The 18,551-nt window shown below is 70.5% G+C and carries 15 protein-coding genes; 8 read left to right on the top strand and 7 right to left on the bottom strand.

The annotated features are described in order from the left end of the window. Positions 1-63 precede the first annotated feature (63 nt). The 3 genes from kynB (at position 64) to kynA (ending at position 3,012) form a co-directional block, all read left to right on the top strand. Entirely contained in the window at positions 64-705 is a 642-nt protein-coding gene (gene kynB, locus U5798_RS32415; protein ID WP_322084377.1) for an arylformamidase, read from the top strand. Between the two features lie 27 nt (positions 706-732). Continuing rightward, on the top strand, positions 733-1,986 hold the full coding sequence (gene kynU, locus U5798_RS32410; protein ID WP_415859528.1) for a kynureninase: 1,254 nt from the start codon (positions 733-735) through the stop codon (positions 1,984-1,986). A gap of 90 nt (positions 1,987-2,076) precedes the next feature. After that, the gene (kynA, locus tag U5798_RS32405) at positions 2,077-3,012 is read left to right on the top strand and encodes a tryptophan 2,3-dioxygenase (RefSeq protein WP_322084395.1); all 936 of its coding nucleotides are present in this window, start codon (positions 2,077-2,079) and stop codon (positions 3,010-3,012) included. Between the two features lie 20 nt (positions 3,013-3,032). Here kynA and U5798_RS32400 read toward each other — a convergent pair whose 3' ends face one another. From U5798_RS32400 to mdlC, 4 genes are all read right to left on the bottom strand, one after another. After that, positions 3,033-4,430: an MFS transporter gene (locus tag U5798_RS32400; protein WP_124456397.1), complete on the bottom strand. Its 1,398-nt coding sequence runs from the start codon at positions 4,428-4,430 to the stop codon at positions 3,033-3,035. 255 nt (positions 4,431-4,685) lie between these two features. After that, positions 4,686-5,630: a 2-dehydropantoate 2-reductase gene (locus U5798_RS32395; protein ID WP_322084376.1), complete on the bottom strand. Its 945-nt coding sequence runs from the start codon at positions 5,628-5,630 to the stop codon at positions 4,686-4,688. A gap of 14 nt (positions 5,631-5,644) precedes the next feature. Then, positions 5,645-7,096 (bottom strand): aldehyde dehydrogenase, encoded by a 1,452-nt coding sequence (locus tag U5798_RS32390; protein ID WP_322084375.1) that lies wholly within the window; start codon positions 7,094-7,096, stop codon positions 5,645-5,647. Between the two features lie 29 nt (positions 7,097-7,125). Beyond that, a complete protein-coding gene (gene mdlC, locus U5798_RS32385; RefSeq protein WP_322084374.1) occupies positions 7,126-8,733 on the bottom strand; it encodes a benzoylformate decarboxylase in 1,608 nt (535 codons plus the stop codon). A gap of 99 nt (positions 8,734-8,832) precedes the next feature. Between mdlC and U5798_RS32380 the strand changes: the two genes are divergently transcribed. The 4 genes from U5798_RS32380 (at position 8,833) to U5798_RS32365 (ending at position 13,938) form a co-directional block, all read left to right on the top strand. Further along, entirely contained in the window at positions 8,833-9,744 is a 912-nt protein-coding gene (locus tag U5798_RS32380; RefSeq protein WP_322084373.1) for a LysR family transcriptional regulator, read from the top strand. 166 nt (positions 9,745-9,910) lie between these two features. Then, a complete protein-coding gene (gene dalD, locus U5798_RS32375; protein WP_322084372.1) occupies positions 9,911-11,305 on the top strand; it encodes a D-arabinitol 4-dehydrogenase in 1,395 nt (464 codons plus the stop codon). Between the two features lie 83 nt (positions 11,306-11,388). Beyond that, positions 11,389-12,870 carry a xylulokinase gene (xylB, locus tag U5798_RS32370; RefSeq protein ID WP_322084371.1) on the top strand — a complete coding sequence of 494 codons (1,482 nt, stop codon included), beginning with the start codon at positions 11,389-11,391 and terminating at the stop codon, positions 12,868-12,870. Between the two features lie 111 nt (positions 12,871-12,981). Continuing rightward, positions 12,982-13,938 carry a sugar-binding transcriptional regulator gene (locus U5798_RS32365; RefSeq protein WP_415859527.1) on the top strand — a complete coding sequence of 319 codons (957 nt, stop codon included), beginning with the start codon at positions 12,982-12,984 and terminating at the stop codon, positions 13,936-13,938. Positions 13,939-13,960: 22 nt separating this feature from the next. Here U5798_RS32365 and U5798_RS32360 read toward each other — a convergent pair whose 3' ends face one another. Together U5798_RS32360 and U5798_RS32355 are read right to left on the bottom strand one after the other, a co-directional pair. Further along, the gene (locus tag U5798_RS32360; protein ID WP_124456404.1) at positions 13,961-15,184 is read right to left on the bottom strand and encodes an MFS transporter; all 1,224 of its coding nucleotides are present in this window, start codon (positions 15,182-15,184) and stop codon (positions 13,961-13,963) included. Further along, positions 15,181-16,377: a serine hydrolase domain-containing protein gene (locus U5798_RS32355; protein WP_322084369.1), complete on the bottom strand. Its 1,197-nt coding sequence runs from the start codon at positions 16,375-16,377 to the stop codon at positions 15,181-15,183. The genes U5798_RS32360 and U5798_RS32355 overlap by 4 nt, the downstream gene beginning before the upstream one ends. Positions 16,378-16,490: 113 nt before the next feature. Between U5798_RS32355 and U5798_RS32350 the strand changes: the two genes are divergently transcribed. Further along, entirely contained in the window at positions 16,491-17,375 is an 885-nt protein-coding gene (locus U5798_RS32350; protein WP_124456406.1) for a LysR family transcriptional regulator, read from the top strand. Positions 17,376-17,400: 25 nt separating this feature from the next. On the opposite strand, the gene U5798_RS32345 is transcribed toward U5798_RS32350, so the two are convergent. After that, a complete protein-coding gene (locus U5798_RS32345; RefSeq protein WP_322084368.1) occupies positions 17,401-18,510 on the bottom strand; it encodes a sn-glycerol-3-phosphate ABC transporter ATP-binding protein UgpC in 1,110 nt (369 codons plus the stop codon). Positions 18,511-18,551: the final 41 nt, after the last annotated feature.

Below are 18,551 nucleotides of genomic sequence, written 5' to 3'. Positions count from 1 at the left end.
GCAAGCACTTTCTGCGAGCGTCCACCTATCATTCGAAGGATCGACTCATCGAAACGTCATGCCATGGACACACTCTGGGACATCTCCCCGCCGGTCAGCCCCGCCACCCCCGTGTGGCCGGGCGATACGCCGGTTTCCGTCGAACGCGTGTGGCGGATGGAGGCCGGCTCGCCGGTCAACGTCGCGCGCCTGACGCTGTCGCCGCACACCGGCGCGCACTGCGACGCGCCGCTGCACTACGACGCCGACGGCGCACCGATCGGCGCCGTGCCGCTCGACACCTATCTCGGCCCGTGCCGCGTGATCCATTGCATCGGCGCGTCGCCCGTCGTGCGACCGGCCGATGTGGAAGCCGCGCTCGACGGCGTGCCGCCGCGCGTGCTGCTGCGCACGTATGCGCGCGCCGCGGTCGAACAATGGGACAGCGCTTTCTGCGCGGTCGCGCCCGAGACCGTCGACCTGCTCGCCGCGCATGGCGTGAAGCTGATCGGCATCGATACGCCGTCGCTCGACCCGCAGGAATCGAAGACGATGGATGCGCATCACCGCGTGCGTGCGCACCGGATGGCGATCCTCGAAGGCATCGTGCTCGACGACGTGCCGCCCGGCGACTACGAACTGATCGCACTGCCGCTGAAATTCGCGACGCTCGACGCGAGCCCCGTGCGCGCGGTGCTGCGCGCGCTGCCCGCGCAGGCTTCCTGATTACCCAACCTACGACCCCACATCATGATGATCAAGACCCGTGAAGACGCGCTCGCGCTCGACCGCGACGACCCGCTTGCCCCGCTGCGCGGCCAGTTCTCGCTGCCCGACGGCGTGATCTACCTCGACGGCAACTCGCTCGGCGCACAACCGAGCGCATCGGCCGCGCGCGCGCAGCAGGTGATCGGCGCCGAATGGGGCGAAGGCCTGATCCGCAGCTGGAATACGGCCGGCTGGTTCGCGCTGCCGCGCCGGCTCGGCGACAAGCTCGCGACCCTGATCGGCGGCGCGCCCGGCGAGACGGTCGTCACCGACACGATCTCGATCAACCTGTTCAAGCTGCTGTCGGCGATGCTGCGCCACCAGGCCGAGCGCGCGCCGGAGCGCCGCGTGATCGTGTCGGAACGCTCGAACTTCCCGACCGACCTGTATATCGCGCAGGGGCTGATCGAACAGCTCGGCGGCGGCTACGAGCTGCGCCTGATCGACGATCCGGCCGACCTGCCGGCCGCGCTCGGCGCGGACACGGCCGTCGCGATGATCACGCACGTGAACTACCGCACCGGCTACATGCACGACATGCCGGCCGTCACGCAGCTCGTGCACGACGCGGGCGCGCTGATGCTGTGGGATCTCGCGCACTCGGCCGGCGCGGTGCCGGTCGACCTGAACGGCGCGCGCGCGGACGGCGCGGTCGGCTGCACGTACAAGTACCTGAACGGCGGCCCCGGCTCGCCCGCATTCGTGTGGGTGCCGCAGCGCCATCTCGCGCACTTCTCGCAGCCGCTGTCCGGCTGGTGGGGCCACCGCGCACCGTTCGCGATGCAGCCGGCCTTCGCGCCCGATCCGGGCATCGCGCGCTTCCTGTGCGGCACGCAGCCGATCGTGTCGATGTCGATGGTCGAATGCGGGCTCGACGTGTTCCTGCAGACCGACATGCACGCGATCCGCCGCAAGTCGCTCGCGCTGACCGACGCGTTCATCGCGCTCGTCGAAGCACGCTGCGCAGGCTTGTCGCTGAAGCTCGTCACGCCGCGCGCGCATCACCAGCGCGGCTCGCAGGCGAGCTTCGAGCATCCGCACGGCTACGAAGTGATGCAGGCGCTGATCGCGCGCGGCGTGATCGGCGACTACCGCGAGCCGTACGTGCTGCGCTTCGGCTTCACGCCGCTCTATACGCGCTTCGCCGACGTGTGGGATGCCGTCGAGACGCTGCGCGACATCCTCGCCACCGGTGCGTGGAAGGCACCCGAATTCGCCGAACGCGGCGCGGTGACCTGACCGGTTTTGCGCGGCGCGCCGCCGTTGCATGCGGATCGCGCGCCACGCGTTCGTCATTCAAATCTGGAGAAAGTCGTGAATTCAGGTCATATGCAGCCACCCGGCGGCGACGCGCCGGCGGGCTGCCCGTTCTCGAGCGCACGCGCCGCACAACCGGCGCAAGCCGCGCATGAAGCGCCGCACGTGCCGGGCGATGCCGACACGCAAGCCGGCTGGCACAACGCGCAGCTCGATTTCTCGAAGTCGATGAGCTATGGCGACTACCTGTCGCTGAATTCGATCCTCGACGCACAGCATCCGCTGTCGCCCGATCACAACGAGATGCTGTTCATCATCCAGCATCAGACGAGCGAGCTGTGGATGAAGCTCGCGCTGTTCGAACTGCGCGGCGCGCTCGACGCGGTGCGCACCGACGCGCTGCCGCCCGCGTTCAAGATGCTCGCGCGCGTGTCGCGCATCCTCGAGCAGCTGGTGCAGGCGTGGAACGTGCTGTCGACGATGACGCCGTCCGAATACTCGGCAATGCGGCCGTATCTCGGCCAGTCGTCGGGCTTCCAGTCGTACCAGTATCGCCAGCTCGAATTCCTGCTGGGCAACAAGAACGTCCAGATGCTGCAGCCGCATGCGCATCGGCCCGACATCCTCGAACAGGTGCGCGCGACGCTCGAAGCGCCGTCGTTCTACGACGAAGTCGTGCGCCTGCTCGCGCGACGCGGGTTCCCGATCGCGCCGGAGCGGCTCGATCGCGACTGGACGCAGCCGACGCGGCACGACGAGACGGTCGAAGCCGCGTGGCTCGAGGTGTATCGCCACCCGCAGCAGCACTGGGAGCTGTACGAGATGGCCGAGGAACTCGTCGATCTCGAGGATGCGTTCCGCCAGTGGCGCTTCCGCCACGTGACGACCGTCGAGCGCATCATCGGCTTCAAGCAGGGCACCGGCGGCACGAGCGGCGCGCCGTACCTGCGCAAGATGCTCGACGTCGTGCTGTTCCCCGAGCTCTGGCACGTGCGCACCACGCTGTAACGCACGCCACGCGCCCGCCGTCACGACGACGTGCGGGCCAGTTCCTCCCCTTCGCGCGGCGCCGCCGGCACGCGCGACAGCCTCGGAATGTGCCGCCGCACCCCAAGCAGCGCGACGCATACGACACCCATCGCGACGGCCAGCATTGTCAGGTACGCACCGGCGCCGCCCGTCGTGATCACGATCGCGCCCGCGAACGCGCTGAGGATCGCGCCGAGCCTGCCGAACGCGAGCGCACTCGCGGTGCCCGTCGCGCGCACGGCCGTCGGGTAGATGTACGCGCAGAGCGCATACATCGTCGACTGCACCGCGTTGACGAACAGCCCGTGCAGGCCGAGGCCGACGATCAGCCAGCTCGTATGGCGGCCGGCATCGACCCCCATCAGCCATACCGCGCTCGCCGCGCCGCCGATGCTGCACAGCGCGAGCGGCCAGCGCGACCCCGCATGCGCGATCGCCCATGCGCACAGCAGCGCGCCGATCACGCCGCCAAGGTTGTACGCGGTGAGCCCCGCGCCCGCGACCGACACGCTCAACCCGCTCGCCGCGAGCATCGTCGGCAGCCAGCTGAACGCCGCATACACGGCGAGCAGGCACATGAAGAACGCGCACCACAACGCGATCGTGTCGCGCGCCTGGCCGCTCGCGAACAGCGCGCCGAAGCCGCCGCGCCCGCCGGCCGCGCGTGCGTCCTTGATGTCGGTGAACACGGTGCCCGGCGCGACCGGCCGTTGCATCCGCGCGAGCAGCGCGCCGAGTTCCGGCCAGCGTGCGGGGCGGCGCGCGAGATAACGCGGCGATTCGGGCAACGCGCGCACGAGCACGAAGCCGAGCACGAGCGGCAGCGCGCCGCCCGCGAAGAACAGCCCGCGCCAGCCGTAGCGCGGCAGTACCTCGTGCGCGAACAGGCCGGCCAGCATCCCGCCGAGCGGCACGCAGACGATCGTCGCGGTCACCATCATCGTGCGGCGCCGCGCGGGCGTGTATTCAGCCGTCATCGTCGTGGCCGTCGGCAGCGCGCCGCCGATCCCAAGCCCCGCGAAGAAGCGCAATGTCGCGATCGCCGCGACGTCGGGTGCGAAGCCGATCGCGCAGGTCGCGATCCCGAACAGGAACACGCTGCCGATCACGGCCTGGCGGCGGCCGAAACGATCCGCGACGATCCCCGCGCACGCGCTGCCGATGCCCATCCCGATCAGCCCGGCCGCGACGGCCGGCGCGAACGCGCCGCGCGTGATGCCCCACTCGCGGATCAGCACGGGAATCGCGAAACCGATCAGCTGGCCGTCGAAGCCGTCGAGCACGATCGCAAGCGCGGCAAGCAGCACCACGCAGCGCTGCATCGTCGTGAACGGCCCGTCGTCCAGCGTCGTGCCGATGTCGACCGACGGCGTCGGCAATCCGTCGCGCGTGCTCATGCGGCCTCCCGTGCGCCGCGCGCCGGCGGCAACGTGCGCGACCGGCGCGCGGCAAGACAACGGCATTCGATGGCTTTCATGGCGTCTCCAGTTGCCCGGGCTGGCGCGCATGCGCGTGCCCGGATCTCTCGCTGCGCGGCCAGCGTCGATGCGCCGGTGCCCGCACGATGTCCCATCCGTGACGATCCGGCGCCATCGGCTACCCGTCGTGCGCGCGTCTCGTCGTGCGGCGCCAGCCGGCCGCCGGCTTGCCGCTCAGTTCACCCTTGCTTCGATCAGCCGGACGAGTGCGAGCAGCGTCTCCGCATGCGGCACCGCGACACCCGCTTCGTGCGCGGCCGCGACGACCTTGCCGCTGATCGCGTCGATTTCGGTGCGGCGGCCCGCCAGCACGTCCTGCAGCATCGACGGGCGATGGCCGCGATGCTCGCGGATCGCATGCTCGACGTTGCGGGCGATGCGTTCGCCGTCGACCGCGATACCCTTCGCGCGGGCGACGGCGGCCGTCTCGGCAGCAATCGCGAGCGCAAGCCGCGGCCCGTCGTGATGATGGCCGAGCTGGTCGACCGTGCAGCCCGTCGCCGCGCACAGCGTGTTGAGTGCCGCGTTGAACGCGACCTTCTCCCAGACCGCGGCCCAGACGTCGGCGTCGAGCGTGCACGCAAGCCCCGCGCGCGACAGCGCATCGGCGACGGCCGAGGCGAACGGGCGCGCCGCGCCGTCGGCCGTCATCATGCGGATCGTGCCCGCGCCGTGCGAGCGCACGTGTGCGGGCCCGGCCGCATCGGCCGGCCACGTCGTCACGCCGACCAGGATGCGCTCGAGCGGCACGAACGCATTGAGCGTCTCGACGTTGCCGAGTCCGTTCTGCAGCGTCAGCACGCAGGTGTGCCGTGACAGCAGCGCACGCACGCCGTCGAGCGCGGCACGCGTGTGCAGCGACTTCGTGAAAACGATCAGCAGGTCGAACGTGGTGTCGGGCGAGGCCAGCGCATCCGCATTGGCCGCTTCCGGCCGCACGGCCTGCAATGCGCGGATGCGCCGCTCGCCGCGCGCGTCGTCGATACGCAGCCCGTCGCGGCGGATCGCGTCGAGATGCGCGTCGTTCACGTCGATCAGCGTGACGGCTTCGCCGCTTTCGGCGAGCCGCCCGCCGAACAGCGAGCCCATCGCGCCCGCTCCCAGAATCGCGATCCTCATCGTCGATGCCCTCGTCAGAACGGGTAGTGGCGCGGCGCGGTCTGCACGGTGATCCAGCGCAGGTCCGTGAATGCCGCAATGCCGGCCTTGCCGCCGAAGTGGCCGAAGCCGCTGTCCTTCACGCCGCCGAACGGCATCTGCGCCTCGTCGTGCACGGTCGGGCCGTTCACGTGGCAGATGCCCGATTCGATACGTGCGGCGACGCGCAGCGCCCGGGCTACGTCGCGGCTGAACACGGCCGACGACAACCCGAACGCGTTGTCGTTTGCGCAGCGGATCGCGGCTGCTTCGCCATCGACGCGCACGATACCCTTCACCGGGCCGAACGATTCTTCCGCATAGATGCGCATCGCCGGCGTCACATGGTCGAGCAGCGTCGCGGGAAACAGCGTCGTATCGGCCTTGCCGCCGCACAGCAGCGTCGCGCCGTGCGCGAGCGCATCGTCGATCAGCGCGTTGCAGCGCTCGACGGCCTTCGTGTCGATCAGCGAGCCGAGCACGACAGGCCCGTTGCGCGGGTCGCCGAGCGGCAGCGACGCAGCCTTGTCAGCGAGCTTCGCGACGAACGCATCGGCGATCGACGCGTCGACGACGATGCGCTCGGTCGACATGCAGATCTGCCCGGAATTCGCGAATGCGCCGAACGCGGCCGCCGCGACCGCCGCGTCGAGATCGGCATCGTCGAGCACGACGAACGGCGCCTTGCCGCCGAGCTCCAGCACCGACGGTTTCAGGTGGCGCGCGCAGGCTTCCGCGACGATCCGGCCGACGCGCGTCGAGCCCGTGAAATTCACGCGGCGCACGGCCGGATGCGCGATCAGCGCATCGACGACGGCGCTCGCCTCCTCCGGCGCGTTCGTCACGAAGTTGACGACACCCGGCGGCAGCCCGGCTTCCTGCAATGCCTCGACGATCAGCCCGTGCGTGACGGGACACAGCTCCGAGCCCTTCAGCACGACCGTGTTGCCGCACGCGAGCGGCAGCGCGAGCGCGCGGGTCGCGAGGATCACCGGCGCATTCCACGGCGCGATGCCGAGCACGACGCCGGCCGGCTGCCGCACGCCCATCGCGAGCGAGCCCGGCACGTCGGACGGAATCAGCTCGCCGCCGACCTGCGTGGTGAGCGACGCGGCCTCGACGAGCCCGCTCGCGGCAAGCTGCACGTTGAAACCGGCCCACAGCGCTGACGCGCCCGTCTCGACCGCCATCGCGGCGACGAACTGCTCATGCTTCGCTTCGAGCGCCGCGGCCGCCTTCAGCAGCAACGCGCGACGCGCACCGGGGCCGAGCGCGGCCCACTCGGGAAACGCGCGGGCGGCCGCATCGGCCGCCGCACGCGCATCGTCGACGGTACACGCGGGCGCTTCGGACGCGACTTCGCCGTCGAGCGGGTTGCGGCGCACGAAGGTCGCGCCGCTGGAAGAATGTCGGCGTTCGCCGCCGATCAGCATCGATACGGTTTGCATGAATTCTCCGGAAAGACGCGCGCGGCGCGTCAGGCAATCTCGACGTCGACGACGACCGGCGTCGCCGCACGCAGCGCGTCGGTCAGCGTATCGCGCAACTGCGCCGCATCGGCGACGCGCACGCCGCGGCAGCCCATCCCTTGCGCAAGCGCGACGAAATCCAGGTCCGGCAGATCGGTGCCCTGCACGGCATCGTCCGGACCGAAGCCGAACACGGGCGCGAAATCCTGCAGCGCCGCATAGCGGCGATTGTTCAGGATCACGAACGTGATCGGCAGCTTCAGCTGCGCGGCGCTCCACAACGCCTGGATCGAATACAGGCTCGAGCCGTCGCCGATCAGCCCGATCACGCGCCGCTCCGGGTGCGCGAGCGCGACGCCGACGGCGGCCGGCATGCCGTAGCCGAGCCCGCCGCTGTCCATCGTGTAGAACGTGCCGCTGCGCGTGAACGGCAAGTGCTCCTGCATCACCGGCCGCGCGCTCGGCGCCTCCTCGACGACGATATCGTGCGCATCGCGCACGTCGGCAAGCGTCTGCAGCGCGAATGCGACCGACATGCGCTCGCCCGCGGCGGGCGCGTCGACGCGCACTCGCGGCGCACGCGGCGCGGGCATCGGCCGCTCGGGCGGCGCCGGGCGCGCCAGCAGGTCGCGCGCGGCGAGCCGCAGGTTGCCGACGACCGCGTCGCCAGACGGTGTCCACGCGGCGACGCCCGGATCGTCGACGAGCTGCACGAGCGTCGCGCCCGGCGGCACGTGCGGGCCGAAGCCTTCGATGTGATAGGTGAACGCGGGTGCGCCGAACGCGAACACGAGGTCGTGCCCGTCGAGCCGCGCGACGATCTTCTCGCGGATCGCGGGCAGGAAGCCGGCGAACAGCGGATGGTCCTCGGGGAAACTGCAGCGCCCCGACATCGGCGCGACGAACACGCGCGCACGGTGCCGCTCGGCGAGCCGCACGACGTCGTCCCACGCACCGGCGCGATCGACGGCCGCACCGACCACGAATGCGGGACGCCGCGCGGCGTCGAGCGTGTCGCCGAGACGCGCAAGCGCGTCCGGATCGGGCCGCACGACGCTGCTGACGTCGCGGCGCGGCAGCAGGTCGGCCGGCTGATCCCAGTCGTCGACCGGGATCGACACGAACACCGGGCCGCGCGGTTCCTGCATCGCGATGCGGTACGCGCGAGCAATGGCAGCCGGCACGTCCTGCGCGCGCGCGGGCTCGATGCTCCACTTCACGTACGGCTTCGGCAGTTCGGCGGCCTGCGTCGCGCCGAGGAACGGGTCGAACGGCAGGATCGCGCGCGCCTGCTGGCCCGCGGTCACGATCAGCGGCGTGCGGTTCTTGAATGCGGTGAAGAGATTGCCCATCGCATTGCCGACGCCCGCCGCCGAATGCAGGTTGACGACCGCCGCATTGCCGGTGGCCTGCGCATGGCCGTCGGCCATCCCGACCACGACGGCTTCATGCAGACCGAGCACGTAGCGAAAATCGTCCGGGAAGTCGCGGAACATCGGCAGCTCGGTCGAGCCGGGATTGCCGAACACGCGGTCGATACCGAACTGGCGAAGCAGGTCGATCACCGCATCGCGAACGGTGACCGATGCGGCGGAAGGGGGCGGATGGCCGGACATGCTCGGGTGTCTCCTCGATGGCTTGGCGGTTTCCACAGTATCGAAGTGCAAGCCATTCTCGGATACTGTATTTTTTGCGATAAGTCATTACACAACGGCATGAGTTTCGATCTCCGGCAATTGCGCGCCTTCACGACGATCGTCGCGTGCGGCAGCCTCGGCCGCGCGGCCGACGCGCTGCATGTGACGCAACCGGCACTGAGCCGGATCCTGAAGCGGCTCGAGGATCAGGTCGGCGCGCCGCTGTTCGAGCGCCACTCGAAGGGCGTGCAGCTCACCGCGTTCGGCGAGGCGCTGCTGCCGCATGCGACGCTGCTGCAGCACGAGGCCGAGCACGCGCGCGAGGAGCTCGACGCGATGCGCGGGTTCGCGAAGGGCACGATCAAGGTCGGCGCGGTGGGCAGCATCGCGAGCCTCGTGCTGCCGGTCGCGGTCGGCCGCGTGCTCGACCGCTGGCCGAACCTGCGCGTCGAGATCATCGAAGGCGTGTGGGACCGGCTCGCGGAAGGGCTGAACAAGCACGAGATCGATCTCGCGCTGTCCGCGCACGGGCCCGACACCGACGAGATCGTCGCGATTCCCGAGTGCCGCTGGGAGGATCGCAGCCATATCGTTGCGGCGCCGCACCATCCGCTGCGCACGCTCGGCCGCGCGCCGACGCTCGCCGACACGCTGCACGCGCGCTGGGCGATTCCGCCGCGCGGCACCGCGCCGTTCGACCACATGCGGGCGACCTTCGACGCGCACGGGCTCGCGCTGCCCGACATCGCGGTCGAGACGCGCTCGGTGACGACGCTGAAAAGCCTCGTCGCGCATGCCGGCTTCCTGAGCTGGATGGCCGAGCCGATGTACGGCGCCGAGCAGCGCGCCGGCACGATCGACACGCTGCCCGTGCGCGAGGTCGTCGCGGTACGCACGCTCACCGCGTTCCGGCGCCGCCACGGGATCCTGCCGGGGCCAGCGGGCAAGCTGCTCGACGAACTCGTCGCGCTCACCCGCGAAGGGTGCTGACGCCCTGTTCCTTCCGCACCGCCGCACCCGCGCTGCCGCCGCAGCGCACCATCGAAATGCCGTTTCCCCGCCTTGACTTTCGCTCGCCCGAATACGATCATTCGCTCACATAAAGAGCAAATGATCGTATTCGACTGGAAAGACAGGCACGAACAGGAGACACCGCATGAGCGAATCGCCCTCCGCCCGCGCGCCCGTGCTGCTGCACATCGGCGCCGGCTCGTTTCACCGCGCGCACCAGGCGTGGTATCTGCATCGCGTGAACGCGGCCGTGCCGGCCGGCGAACGCTGGTCGCTGACCGTCGGCAACATCCGCGACGACATGCGCGCGACGATGGACGCGCTCGCCGCGCAGCACGGTGAATACACCCTCGAAACCGTCACGCCGCAAGGCGAGCGCGCATACGAGACGATCCGCGCGATCACGCGCGTGCTGCCGTGGTCGATCGATCTCGCCGCGCTGGTCGATGCCGGCGCCGATCCGGCGTGCCGGATCGTGTCGTTCACCGTCACCGAAGGCGGCTACTACCTCGACGAGCACAACCGGCTCGACATCGCGAACGCCGATCTGGCGGCCGACCTGCAGGGCGCGCGCACGACGCTGTACGGCGCGCTCGCGGCGCTGCTCGCCGAACGCATGAAGCGCGGCGCGGGCCCGCTCACGCTGCAGAGCTGCGACAACCTGCGCAACAACGGCGCGCGCTTTCGCGCCGGGATGCGCGAATTCCTCGAACGGCGCGGTGAAACCGCCCTGCTCGCGTGGTTCGATGCGAACGTCGCGACGCCGAGCGCGATGGTCGACCGCATCACGCCGCGCCCGACCGCCGACGTGCGCGAGCGCGTACTCGCGGCCACCGGCTTCGACGACGCGTGCCCGGTGATGGGCGAATCGTTCATCCAGTGGGTGATCGAGGACCGCTTCGCCGCCGGCCGGCCGCGCTGGGAGCTGGCCGGCGCCGAACTCGTCGACGACGTGCACCCGTACGAGGAAGCGAAGATCCGCATCCTCAACGCGACGCACAGCTGCATCGCGTGGGCCGGCACGCTCGCGGGCCATACGTACATCCACGAAGGCACGCACGACGCGGCGATCCGCCGCTTCGCGCACGACTACGTGACGCAGGACGTGATCCCGTGCCTCACGCCGAGCCCGCTCGATCTCGCGCGTTACCGCGACGTCGTGCTGGAGCGCTTCGGCAACCCGTACGTGCTCGACACGAACCAGCGCGTCGCGGCCGACGGCTTCTCGAAGATCCCCGGCTTCATCGCGCCGACGCTCGTCGAATCGTTCGCGCGCGGTGCGGCGCCGGTCGCCACCGCCGTGCTGCCCGCGCTGTTCCTGCGCTTTCTCGAACGCCGGGCACGCGGCCTGCTGCCGTATGCGTACCAGGACGGCGTGATGGATGAAAGCACCGCGCGGGCGATCGTCGAGGCCGACGATCCGGTCGTCGCGCTGTGCGCGAGCCGCGCGCTGTGGGGTTCGCTCGCCGGCAACGCGGCGCTGTTCGAGGCGCTGCGCGCAGGCCTCGCGCGGGTCGATGCATGGCTGGCGCAGCGCTGACGCGCATCCGGGCGAACCAGCCTTGGCACGTGCGCTGCCGCGCGGCTAAAGTAGCGATTCCCCACTGACGGAACGAACCGCTCATGTATCTCGGCATCGACCTCGGCACCTCGGAAGTGAAGGTATTGCTGCTGGCCCCCGACGGCACGGTCGTCGGCACGGCCGGCACGCCGTTCACCGTGTCGCGGCCGCATCCGCGCTGGGCCGAACAGCATCCGGACGGCTGGTGGCAAGGCACGCTCGCCGCGCTCGCCACGTTGCGCGAACGGCATCGCGACGCGTTCGCGCAAGTGCGCGGCATCGGCCTGTCGGGGCAGATGCACGGCGCCGTGCTGCTCGGCCGCGACGACCGCGTGCTGCGCCCCGCGATCCTGTGGAACGACATGCGCAGCGCCGACGAATGCGCACTGCTCACCGAACGCGCGCCCGATCTGCACGCACTGGCCGGCAATCTCGCGATGCCGGGCTTCACCGCGCCGAAACTGCTGTGGGTCGCGAAGCACGAACCCGACGTGTTCGCGGCCACCGCCTGCGTGCTGATGCCGAAGGACTACCTGCGGTTCCGGATGACCGGCGCGAAAGTGTCCGATCCGTCGGACGCGGCCGGCACGCTGTGGCTCGACGTCGCGCGCCGCGACTGGTCCGACGCACTGCTCGCCGCGTGCGACATGACGCGCGACCAGATGCCCCGCATCGTCGAGGGCAATGCACCGTCCGGCGCGCTGCGTGCGGACGTCGCGCGCGAGCTCGGGCTGTCGGAGGCCGTCGTGGTCGCGGGCGGCGGCGGCGACAACGCGACGAGCGCGCTCGGCATCGGCGCGATCCACCCGGGCGACGGCTTCGTGTCGCTCGGCACGTCGGGCGTGCTGAGCGTGGTCGGCGACCGCTTCATGCCGAACCCCGCGTCGGCCGTGCATGCGTTCTGCCACGCGATTCCCGATCGCTGGCAACTGATGAGCGTCGTGCTGTCGGCCGCGAGCTGCCTGCGCTGGGTCTGCAAGCTGACGGGCACCGACGAGCCCGCGCTGCTCGCCGAAGTCGAGGCGCTCGACGTCGACGCACTCGCCACCGCGCCGCTGTTCCTGCCCTACCTGTCGGGGGAACGCACGCCGCACAACGACCCGTACGCGCAGGGCGTGTTCTTCGGGATGACGCATGCGACCGAGCGCGCGCATCTCGGCTACGCGGTGCTCGAAGGCGTGACGCTCGGTCTCGCGGACGGCCTCGACGCGCTGCATGCGGCCGGCGTCGAAACCGACCAGCTGTCGCTGATCGGCGGCGGCGCGCGCAGCGCATTCTGGGCGCAACTGATCGCCGACGCGCTGAACGTGCGCACGCGCCAGATCGGCGGCGGCGAAACGGGTGCGGCGCTTGGTGCCGCACGGCTCGGCTGGCTGGCCGTCGGCGGCGATCCGCACGCGGTGCTGACCAAGCCGCCGGTACGCGCCGAATACGCACCGGACGCCGCCCGCCATGCGCGGCTGCGCGAACGCCTCGACGCGTTCCGCTCGCTGTACCGTCACGTGCAGCCGCTGTACGAACCGTCACGCGCGCGGCTCGCGTAGGCGTGACTGCGGGGCCGCACGCACGACATGCGTTACAGTGGACGCCGTCGTGCGGCCTGCCTGCCGGCCGGCCCGTGGGGCGGGCCCCCTGATCCGAACCGAATCGCTATCGTGTCCAAGTCCTCAGAAAAACTCGATCTCGCCACACGCGCCGCGTGGCTCTACTACGTCGCGGGCGACACGCAGAACGAAATCGCCGAGAAGCTGCAGGTCTCGCGCCCCGTCGCGCAGCGCCTCGTCGCGTTCGCGGTCGAGAAGAACCTGATCCGCGTGCGCGTCGACCATCGGCTCGCCGACTGTCTCGACCTCGGCGCGCAGTTGTCGAAACGCTACGGCCTCGCGATGTGCGAAGTCGTGCCCGTCGACGCCGATGCGCCCGACGCGATCGACCGCAAGCTCGCGGTCGCCGGCGCGCAGGTGATGGAGCGCTACCTGAACGAAATGCGGCCGATGGTGATCGCGGTCAGCAGCGGCCGGACGCTGAAGGCTGCGGTCGCGCAGATCGCGCAGATCGACCGCCCGCAGCACCGGCTCGTGTCGATGGTCGGCGCGATCGCGGCCGACGGCTCGTCGAACCGCTACGACGTCGCGCAGTACATCTCCGAGAAGACCGGCAGCAAGCACTTCCTGCTGCCCGCGCCGCTGTTCGCCGACAGCGACGCCGAGCGCGCGCAGTGGTGCAACCACCGGCTGTACCGGATCGTCGAGGCGCTGTCCGGGGAAGCCGACGTCGCGTTCGTCGGGATCGGCAACATCGGCCCGCACTGCCCGCTCTACGAAGACGGCTTCATCACCGAACAGGAACGCGACGAGATGACCGCGCTCGGCGCGGTGGCCGAACTGCTCGGCGTGCCGATCGACGCGCAAGGCACGCAGATCACCGTGTCGACCAGCGCGCGCGTGACGAGCGTGGCGCTCGCGACGCCGCCCAAGCTGCCGACGATCGCGTTCGCCGGCGGCCCGAAGAAGCACGACGCCGTGATCGCCGCGCTGCGCGGCGGCTGGCTGTCGGGGCTCGTCACCGACGAAGCCTGCGCACGCGCCGCGCTCGCCGCGAAGGCGGCCTGACACCGCCGCCGGCGCTAGCCGCTCACGCCGCGCGCGGCGCCGGAAACGCATGGCGGCGTGCGCGCCATGCGCCGATCCACGCGGCCGCCAGCAGCGCGACGAGTACCCACGGGATCGCGCCGGCGCCCGTCGCGCCGAGCAGCATCCCGCCCGCGATGCCGCCACCGGCGATCGCGAGATTCCACACCGTCACGAGCATCGACTGCGCGACGTCAGCCGACTCGCCCGCCGCGTTCGCGGCAGCGGTCTGGAACAGCGTCGGTGCGCCGCCGAACGCGAGTCCCCACAGCGCGACACCCGCGTAGACGATCGCGATCCCGGAACCGGCGCCGAGCATCAGCGCCGCGAGCGCGAACAGCGCGATGCTGGCGAGCGTCAGCTGTCGTTGCGCCGCGCCGATCCAGGCGCCCGTCAGCGCGATGCCGGCCAGCGACGCGATTCCGAACACGAACAGCACCACGTCGACCTGCGCGCCCATCCGCACGCCTGCCAGGAACGGCGCGACATACGTGTACAGCATGTTGTGTGCGAGCACGTACGCGAACATCACGGTCAGCACCGGCCGCACGCCGGGCAGCGTCATCACGCCGAGCACCGGCTCGCGTGCGCCGGCGGGCTGCCCTGGATAGTCGGGCACGCGCAGGCGGATCCAGCCGATCAGCGCGAGCGCGGCCAGCGTGATCAACGCGAACGCGACACGCCAGCCGAACAGCGCGCCGAGCGCGGTGCCGGCCGGAATGCCGATCGACATCGCCGCCGGTATGCCGAGCATCGCGACCGCGATCGCGCGGCCGCGCAGCGATGGGTCGACCATCCGGCTCGCATAGCCGGCCAGCAGCGCCCACAGCAGGCCGGCCGACATCCCCGCGACGAACCGCGCGGCCAGCGTGAGCGCGTAGTACGGCGACACGGCCGTCAGCGCGTTCGATACGACGAAGCCGGCCAGCGCCGCGAGCAACAGGCGGCGCCGGCGCATCGCGCGCGTCGCGGCAACGAGCGGAATCGCCGCGACGATCGAGCCGAGCGCGTAGACGGTCACCAGTTGGCCGATCAGCGCCTCGGTCACGCGCAGGTCGGCGCTCATCAGCGGCAGCAGGCCGGCCGGCAGCGCTTCGGTGAGCACCGTGATGAAGCCGGCGGTGGCCAGCGCGAGCAGGTTCGCGACGGGCAGGCGCGCACCGGCCAGCGTGGCCGAATCTGCCGGACGATCGGCAGCGCGCTCGGAAACGGATACGCACTCGCTCATTGCGCACTCCGATCGTCGACGCCATACACCGCATCGCGCACATCGGTGACGATGCGCCCGTGCATCCCTTCGTACAACGTATTGGTCAGTGCCACCACCGTCAGCCCTGCCGCCCGGTCGACGAACCACGCATGCCCGTAGGCGCCGCCCCAGCGCCAGGTGCCGACCGATTCCGGCGATTGCGCGGCCACCGGGTCATGCAGCACGGAAAAGCCGAGCCCGAAGCCGAACCCCGGCGCGTCCGGCAGGTCGTGCGCGCCCGGCTGGATGCGTGACATCTCGTCGATCCAGCGCGGTGCGAGCCAGCCGTCGAGGCCCGTGCGCAGCGTATCGAGCAGCGTCAGGCAATCGTGCACGGTGCCGACCATGCCCGCGCCGCCCGACGGCCACGCGGTCGCATCGAACGCGCGCGCCGGCTCGAAACGGATGCCGACCGTGCCGTCGAACACCGGCACGAGATCGTCGTCGGCCATCCGGCGCGGCGCGCCCGGCGTGCTCACGTAGGGTGTCGCGACGCGCGCGGCGTCATGCGCGACGAATCCGGTATCGGCCATCCCCAGCGGCGTCGTGACGAGCGCGGCCACGGCATCGGCGAGCGGCCGGCCGTCGACCGCTTCGATCAGCGCGCCGACCACGTCGGTCGCGAGCGAATAGTCCCACGATGTGCCGGGCGCGAACCGCAGCGGCACACGAGCGATGCGCCGGACGTTCTCCGCCAGCGACAGGCCCGCGCGATCCATCCCGTCGGACACGCCGGCGCGCGCATACGGGCCGTCGCCATCGGCTTCGAGAAAGCGGTAGCCGAGCCCGGCCGTATGCGACAGCAGATGCCGCAGCGTGATATCGGCACGCGTGCCGTCGGGCAGCGTCGGCTGGAACGCCGGCAGCCAGCGCGCGACCGGCTCGTCGAGCCCGATGCGCCCTGTCGCGACCAGCCGCATCGCGGCCGCCGTCACGATCGGCTTCGACACCGACGCGAGCCGGAACACCGTGTCCTCGCGCATCGGCGTGCCGGCTTCGCGATCGGCCAGCCCGGCCGCGCGTGCATAACGCAACTCGCCGTCGCGCGCGACCAGCACGACCGCGCCGACCGCGCGCGCGTCGGCCATCGCACGATCGAGCACGGCGTCGAGCCGCGCGCGCAGCGCGGCGTCCGGCTCTCTGCGGTGGGTGGGGACAGACAGGGATGACATGGCGTGACCTCGAACGATGAAGGAACGCCCATCGTAGGGAGCCGGCGCGGGAAGAAAAACCGGGGTAGAGTTCCGGACACTCCGGACATCGATGTCCGTAATTGGGGCCCAGCATGGAAAATCTTGGCGGTTTCGTCGTGTTCGTCCAGGTCGCGGAAACGCGCAGCTTCGTCGCGGCCGGCCGCGCGCTCGGACTGTCGGCATCGGCGATCGGCAAGCGTATCGCGCGGCTCGAGGCGCGCCTGAACGTGCGGCTCTTTCACCGCAGCACGCGCAGCATCACGCTGACGGCCGAGGGCGCGCGCTTTCTCGAACGGTGCCGGCGCGTGATCGCCGAAATCGACGCGGCCGAGCAGGAACTCACGCACAGTGCCGAAGCGCCGCGCGGGCGCCTGCGCGTGAGCCTGCCGACGATCGGCACGCTGCTGCTGCCGGTGCTCGCCGATTTCATCGCCGCGTATCCGGAGATCGAACTCGACATCGATTTCAGCGACCGGCTCGTCGACGTCGTCGATGAAGGCTTCGACGTGGTGCTGCGCACGGGCCAGCCGTCGGATTCGCGACTGTCGTCGCGACTGCTCGGCCATTTCCGCCAGCACCTCGTCGCGTCGCCCGGCTACCTCGACCGGCACGGCACGCCGCGCACGCCGGCCGATCTCGCGCGGCATCGCTGCCTGCACTACCGCTTCCCGAGCAGCGGCAGGCTCGAGATCTGGCCGCTGCGCGCGCCGCGTGACGGCACGCCGCCGGAGGTACCCGTCTCGATGGTCAGCAACAACGCCGAGACGCGCCTGTGCTTCGCGCTGCGCGGGCTCGGCATCGCATGCCTGCCCGAGTTCTTCGTGCGCGACGCGCTCGACGACGGCAGGCTGCGCGCCGTGCTCGACGACCACGTCGCGAGCCGCACGCCGTTCTACGTGCTGTGGCCGTCGGGCCGCCATCCGATGCCCAAGCTACGCGCATTTGTCGACTACATGGCCGAGCACCTGCGGCTCTGAGCACCGCAGGCGCACGTGCCGTGCGTCACGCCGCCTTCGCGTGCACGCTGAGCCGCCGGAACGCCTGCCCGTTTTCGTCGAACAGATGGCAGTGCTCGGCCTGCGCATGCACGCGCAGCGTCTCGCCGGTGCGGTACGTGTCGAGCGGCGGAATCCGCGCGATCAACCCGTCCGGCGCGACGGCCGACTCCGCATACAGATATGCGGCATCGCCGAGCGACTCGACGGCCATCGTCCGCGCGGCGACGCCTGCCGCCGCCGCATCGACCAGCAGGTGCTCGGGCCGCACGCCGACGGTCACCGCGGCACCGCGCTGCAGCCCGGTCGCTTCCACCGCGACGCGCTGCGTCTCGCCGCTGTCGAAGCGCACGAGCACGCCGCCCGCATCGACCGATTCGACCGTGCCCTTCAGGAAGTTCATCTTCGGCGAGCCGATGAAGCCCGCGACGAACTGGTTCGCCGGTGCGTGATACAGCGCGTTCGGCGTGCCGACCTGCTGCACCGCGCCGCCCGACAGCACGACGATCTTGTCGGCGAGCGTCATCGCCTCGACCTGGTCGTGCGTCACGTAGATCATCGTCGTCTTCAGTTCGTCGTGCAGCCGCGCGAATTCCAGCCGCATCTTCACGCGCAGCGCGGCGTCGAGGTTCGACAGCGGTTCGTCGAACAGGAACACCTTCGGCTTGCGCGTGATCGCGCGGCCGATCGCGACGCGCTGCCGCTGGCCGCCCGACAGCTGCTTCGGCTTGCGGTCGAGCAGGTGATCGATATGCAGGATCTTCGCGGCCTGCTTCACGGCCTGGTCGATCTCGGGCTTCTTCGCGCCCGCGAGCTTCAGGCCGAACGCCATGTTGTCGTACAGCGTCATGTGCGGGTACAGCGCATACGACTGGAACACCATCGCGATGCCGCGCTTCGCGCTCGGCACGTCGTTGACCTTCGCACCGTCGATCAGCAGGTCGCCGTTCGAAATATCCTCGAGGCCCGCGATCATCCGCATCAGCGTGGATTTGCCGCAGCCGCTCGGCCCGACGAACACGACGAATTCGCCGTCGGCGATGTCGAGGTTCACGTTGCGCAGCACTTCGGTGTCGTCGTAGCGCTTCGCGATATTGCGCAGGAGCACGCTTGCCATGATCTGTCTCCGTTCGTTCGTGATGCGCCGCGTTGAAAGCG

This window comes from Burkholderia sp. BCC1972 (assembly GCF_905339605.1).
GTDB lineage: Bacteria > Pseudomonadota > Gammaproteobacteria > Burkholderiales > Burkholderiaceae > Burkholderia.
This window is presented reverse-complemented; position numbering and strand designations above follow the sequence as displayed.

Bases quoted from the DNA above. Each gene is read 5' to 3' on its own strand.
- U5798_RS32400 (WP_124456397.1), bottom strand. From the start codon at position 4,430: ATGAGCACGCGCGACGGATTGCCGACGCCGTCGGTCGACATCGGCACG.
- dalD (WP_322084372.1), top strand. From the start codon at position 9,911: ATGAGCGAATCGCCCTCCGCCCGCGCGCCCGTGCTGCTGCACATCGGC.
- U5798_RS32350 (WP_124456406.1), top strand. From the start codon at position 16,491: ATGGAAAATCTTGGCGGTTTCGTCGTGTTCGTCCAGGTCGCGGAAACG.
- U5798_RS32360 (WP_124456404.1), bottom strand. From the start codon at position 15,184: ATGAGCGAGTGCGTATCCGTTTCCGAGCGCGCTGCCGATCGTCCGGCA.
- U5798_RS32355 (WP_322084369.1), bottom strand. From the start codon at position 16,377: ATGTCATCCCTGTCTGTCCCCACCCACCGCAGAGAGCCGGACGCCGCG.
- kynA (WP_322084395.1), top strand. From the start codon at position 2,077: ATGCAGCCACCCGGCGGCGACGCGCCGGCGGGCTGCCCGTTCTCGAGC.
- U5798_RS32380 (WP_322084373.1), top strand. From the start codon at position 8,833: ATGAGTTTCGATCTCCGGCAATTGCGCGCCTTCACGACGATCGTCGCG.
- U5798_RS32395 (WP_322084376.1), bottom strand. From the start codon at position 5,630: ATGAGGATCGCGATTCTGGGAGCGGGCGCGATGGGCTCGCTGTTCGGC.
- kynU (WP_415859528.1), top strand. From the start codon at position 733: ATGATCAAGACCCGTGAAGACGCGCTCGCGCTCGACCGCGACGACCCG.
- xylB (WP_322084371.1), top strand. From the start codon at position 11,389: ATGTATCTCGGCATCGACCTCGGCACCTCGGAAGTGAAGGTATTGCTG.
- mdlC (WP_322084374.1), bottom strand. From the start codon at position 8,733: ATGTCCGGCCATCCGCCCCCTTCCGCCGCATCGGTCACCGTTCGCGAT.
- kynB (WP_322084377.1), top strand. From the start codon at position 64: ATGGACACACTCTGGGACATCTCCCCGCCGGTCAGCCCCGCCACCCCC.
- U5798_RS32345 (WP_322084368.1), bottom strand. From the start codon at position 18,510: ATGGCAAGCGTGCTCCTGCGCAATATCGCGAAGCGCTACGACGACACC.
- U5798_RS32390 (WP_322084375.1), bottom strand. From the start codon at position 7,096: ATGCAAACCGTATCGATGCTGATCGGCGGCGAACGCCGACATTCTTCC.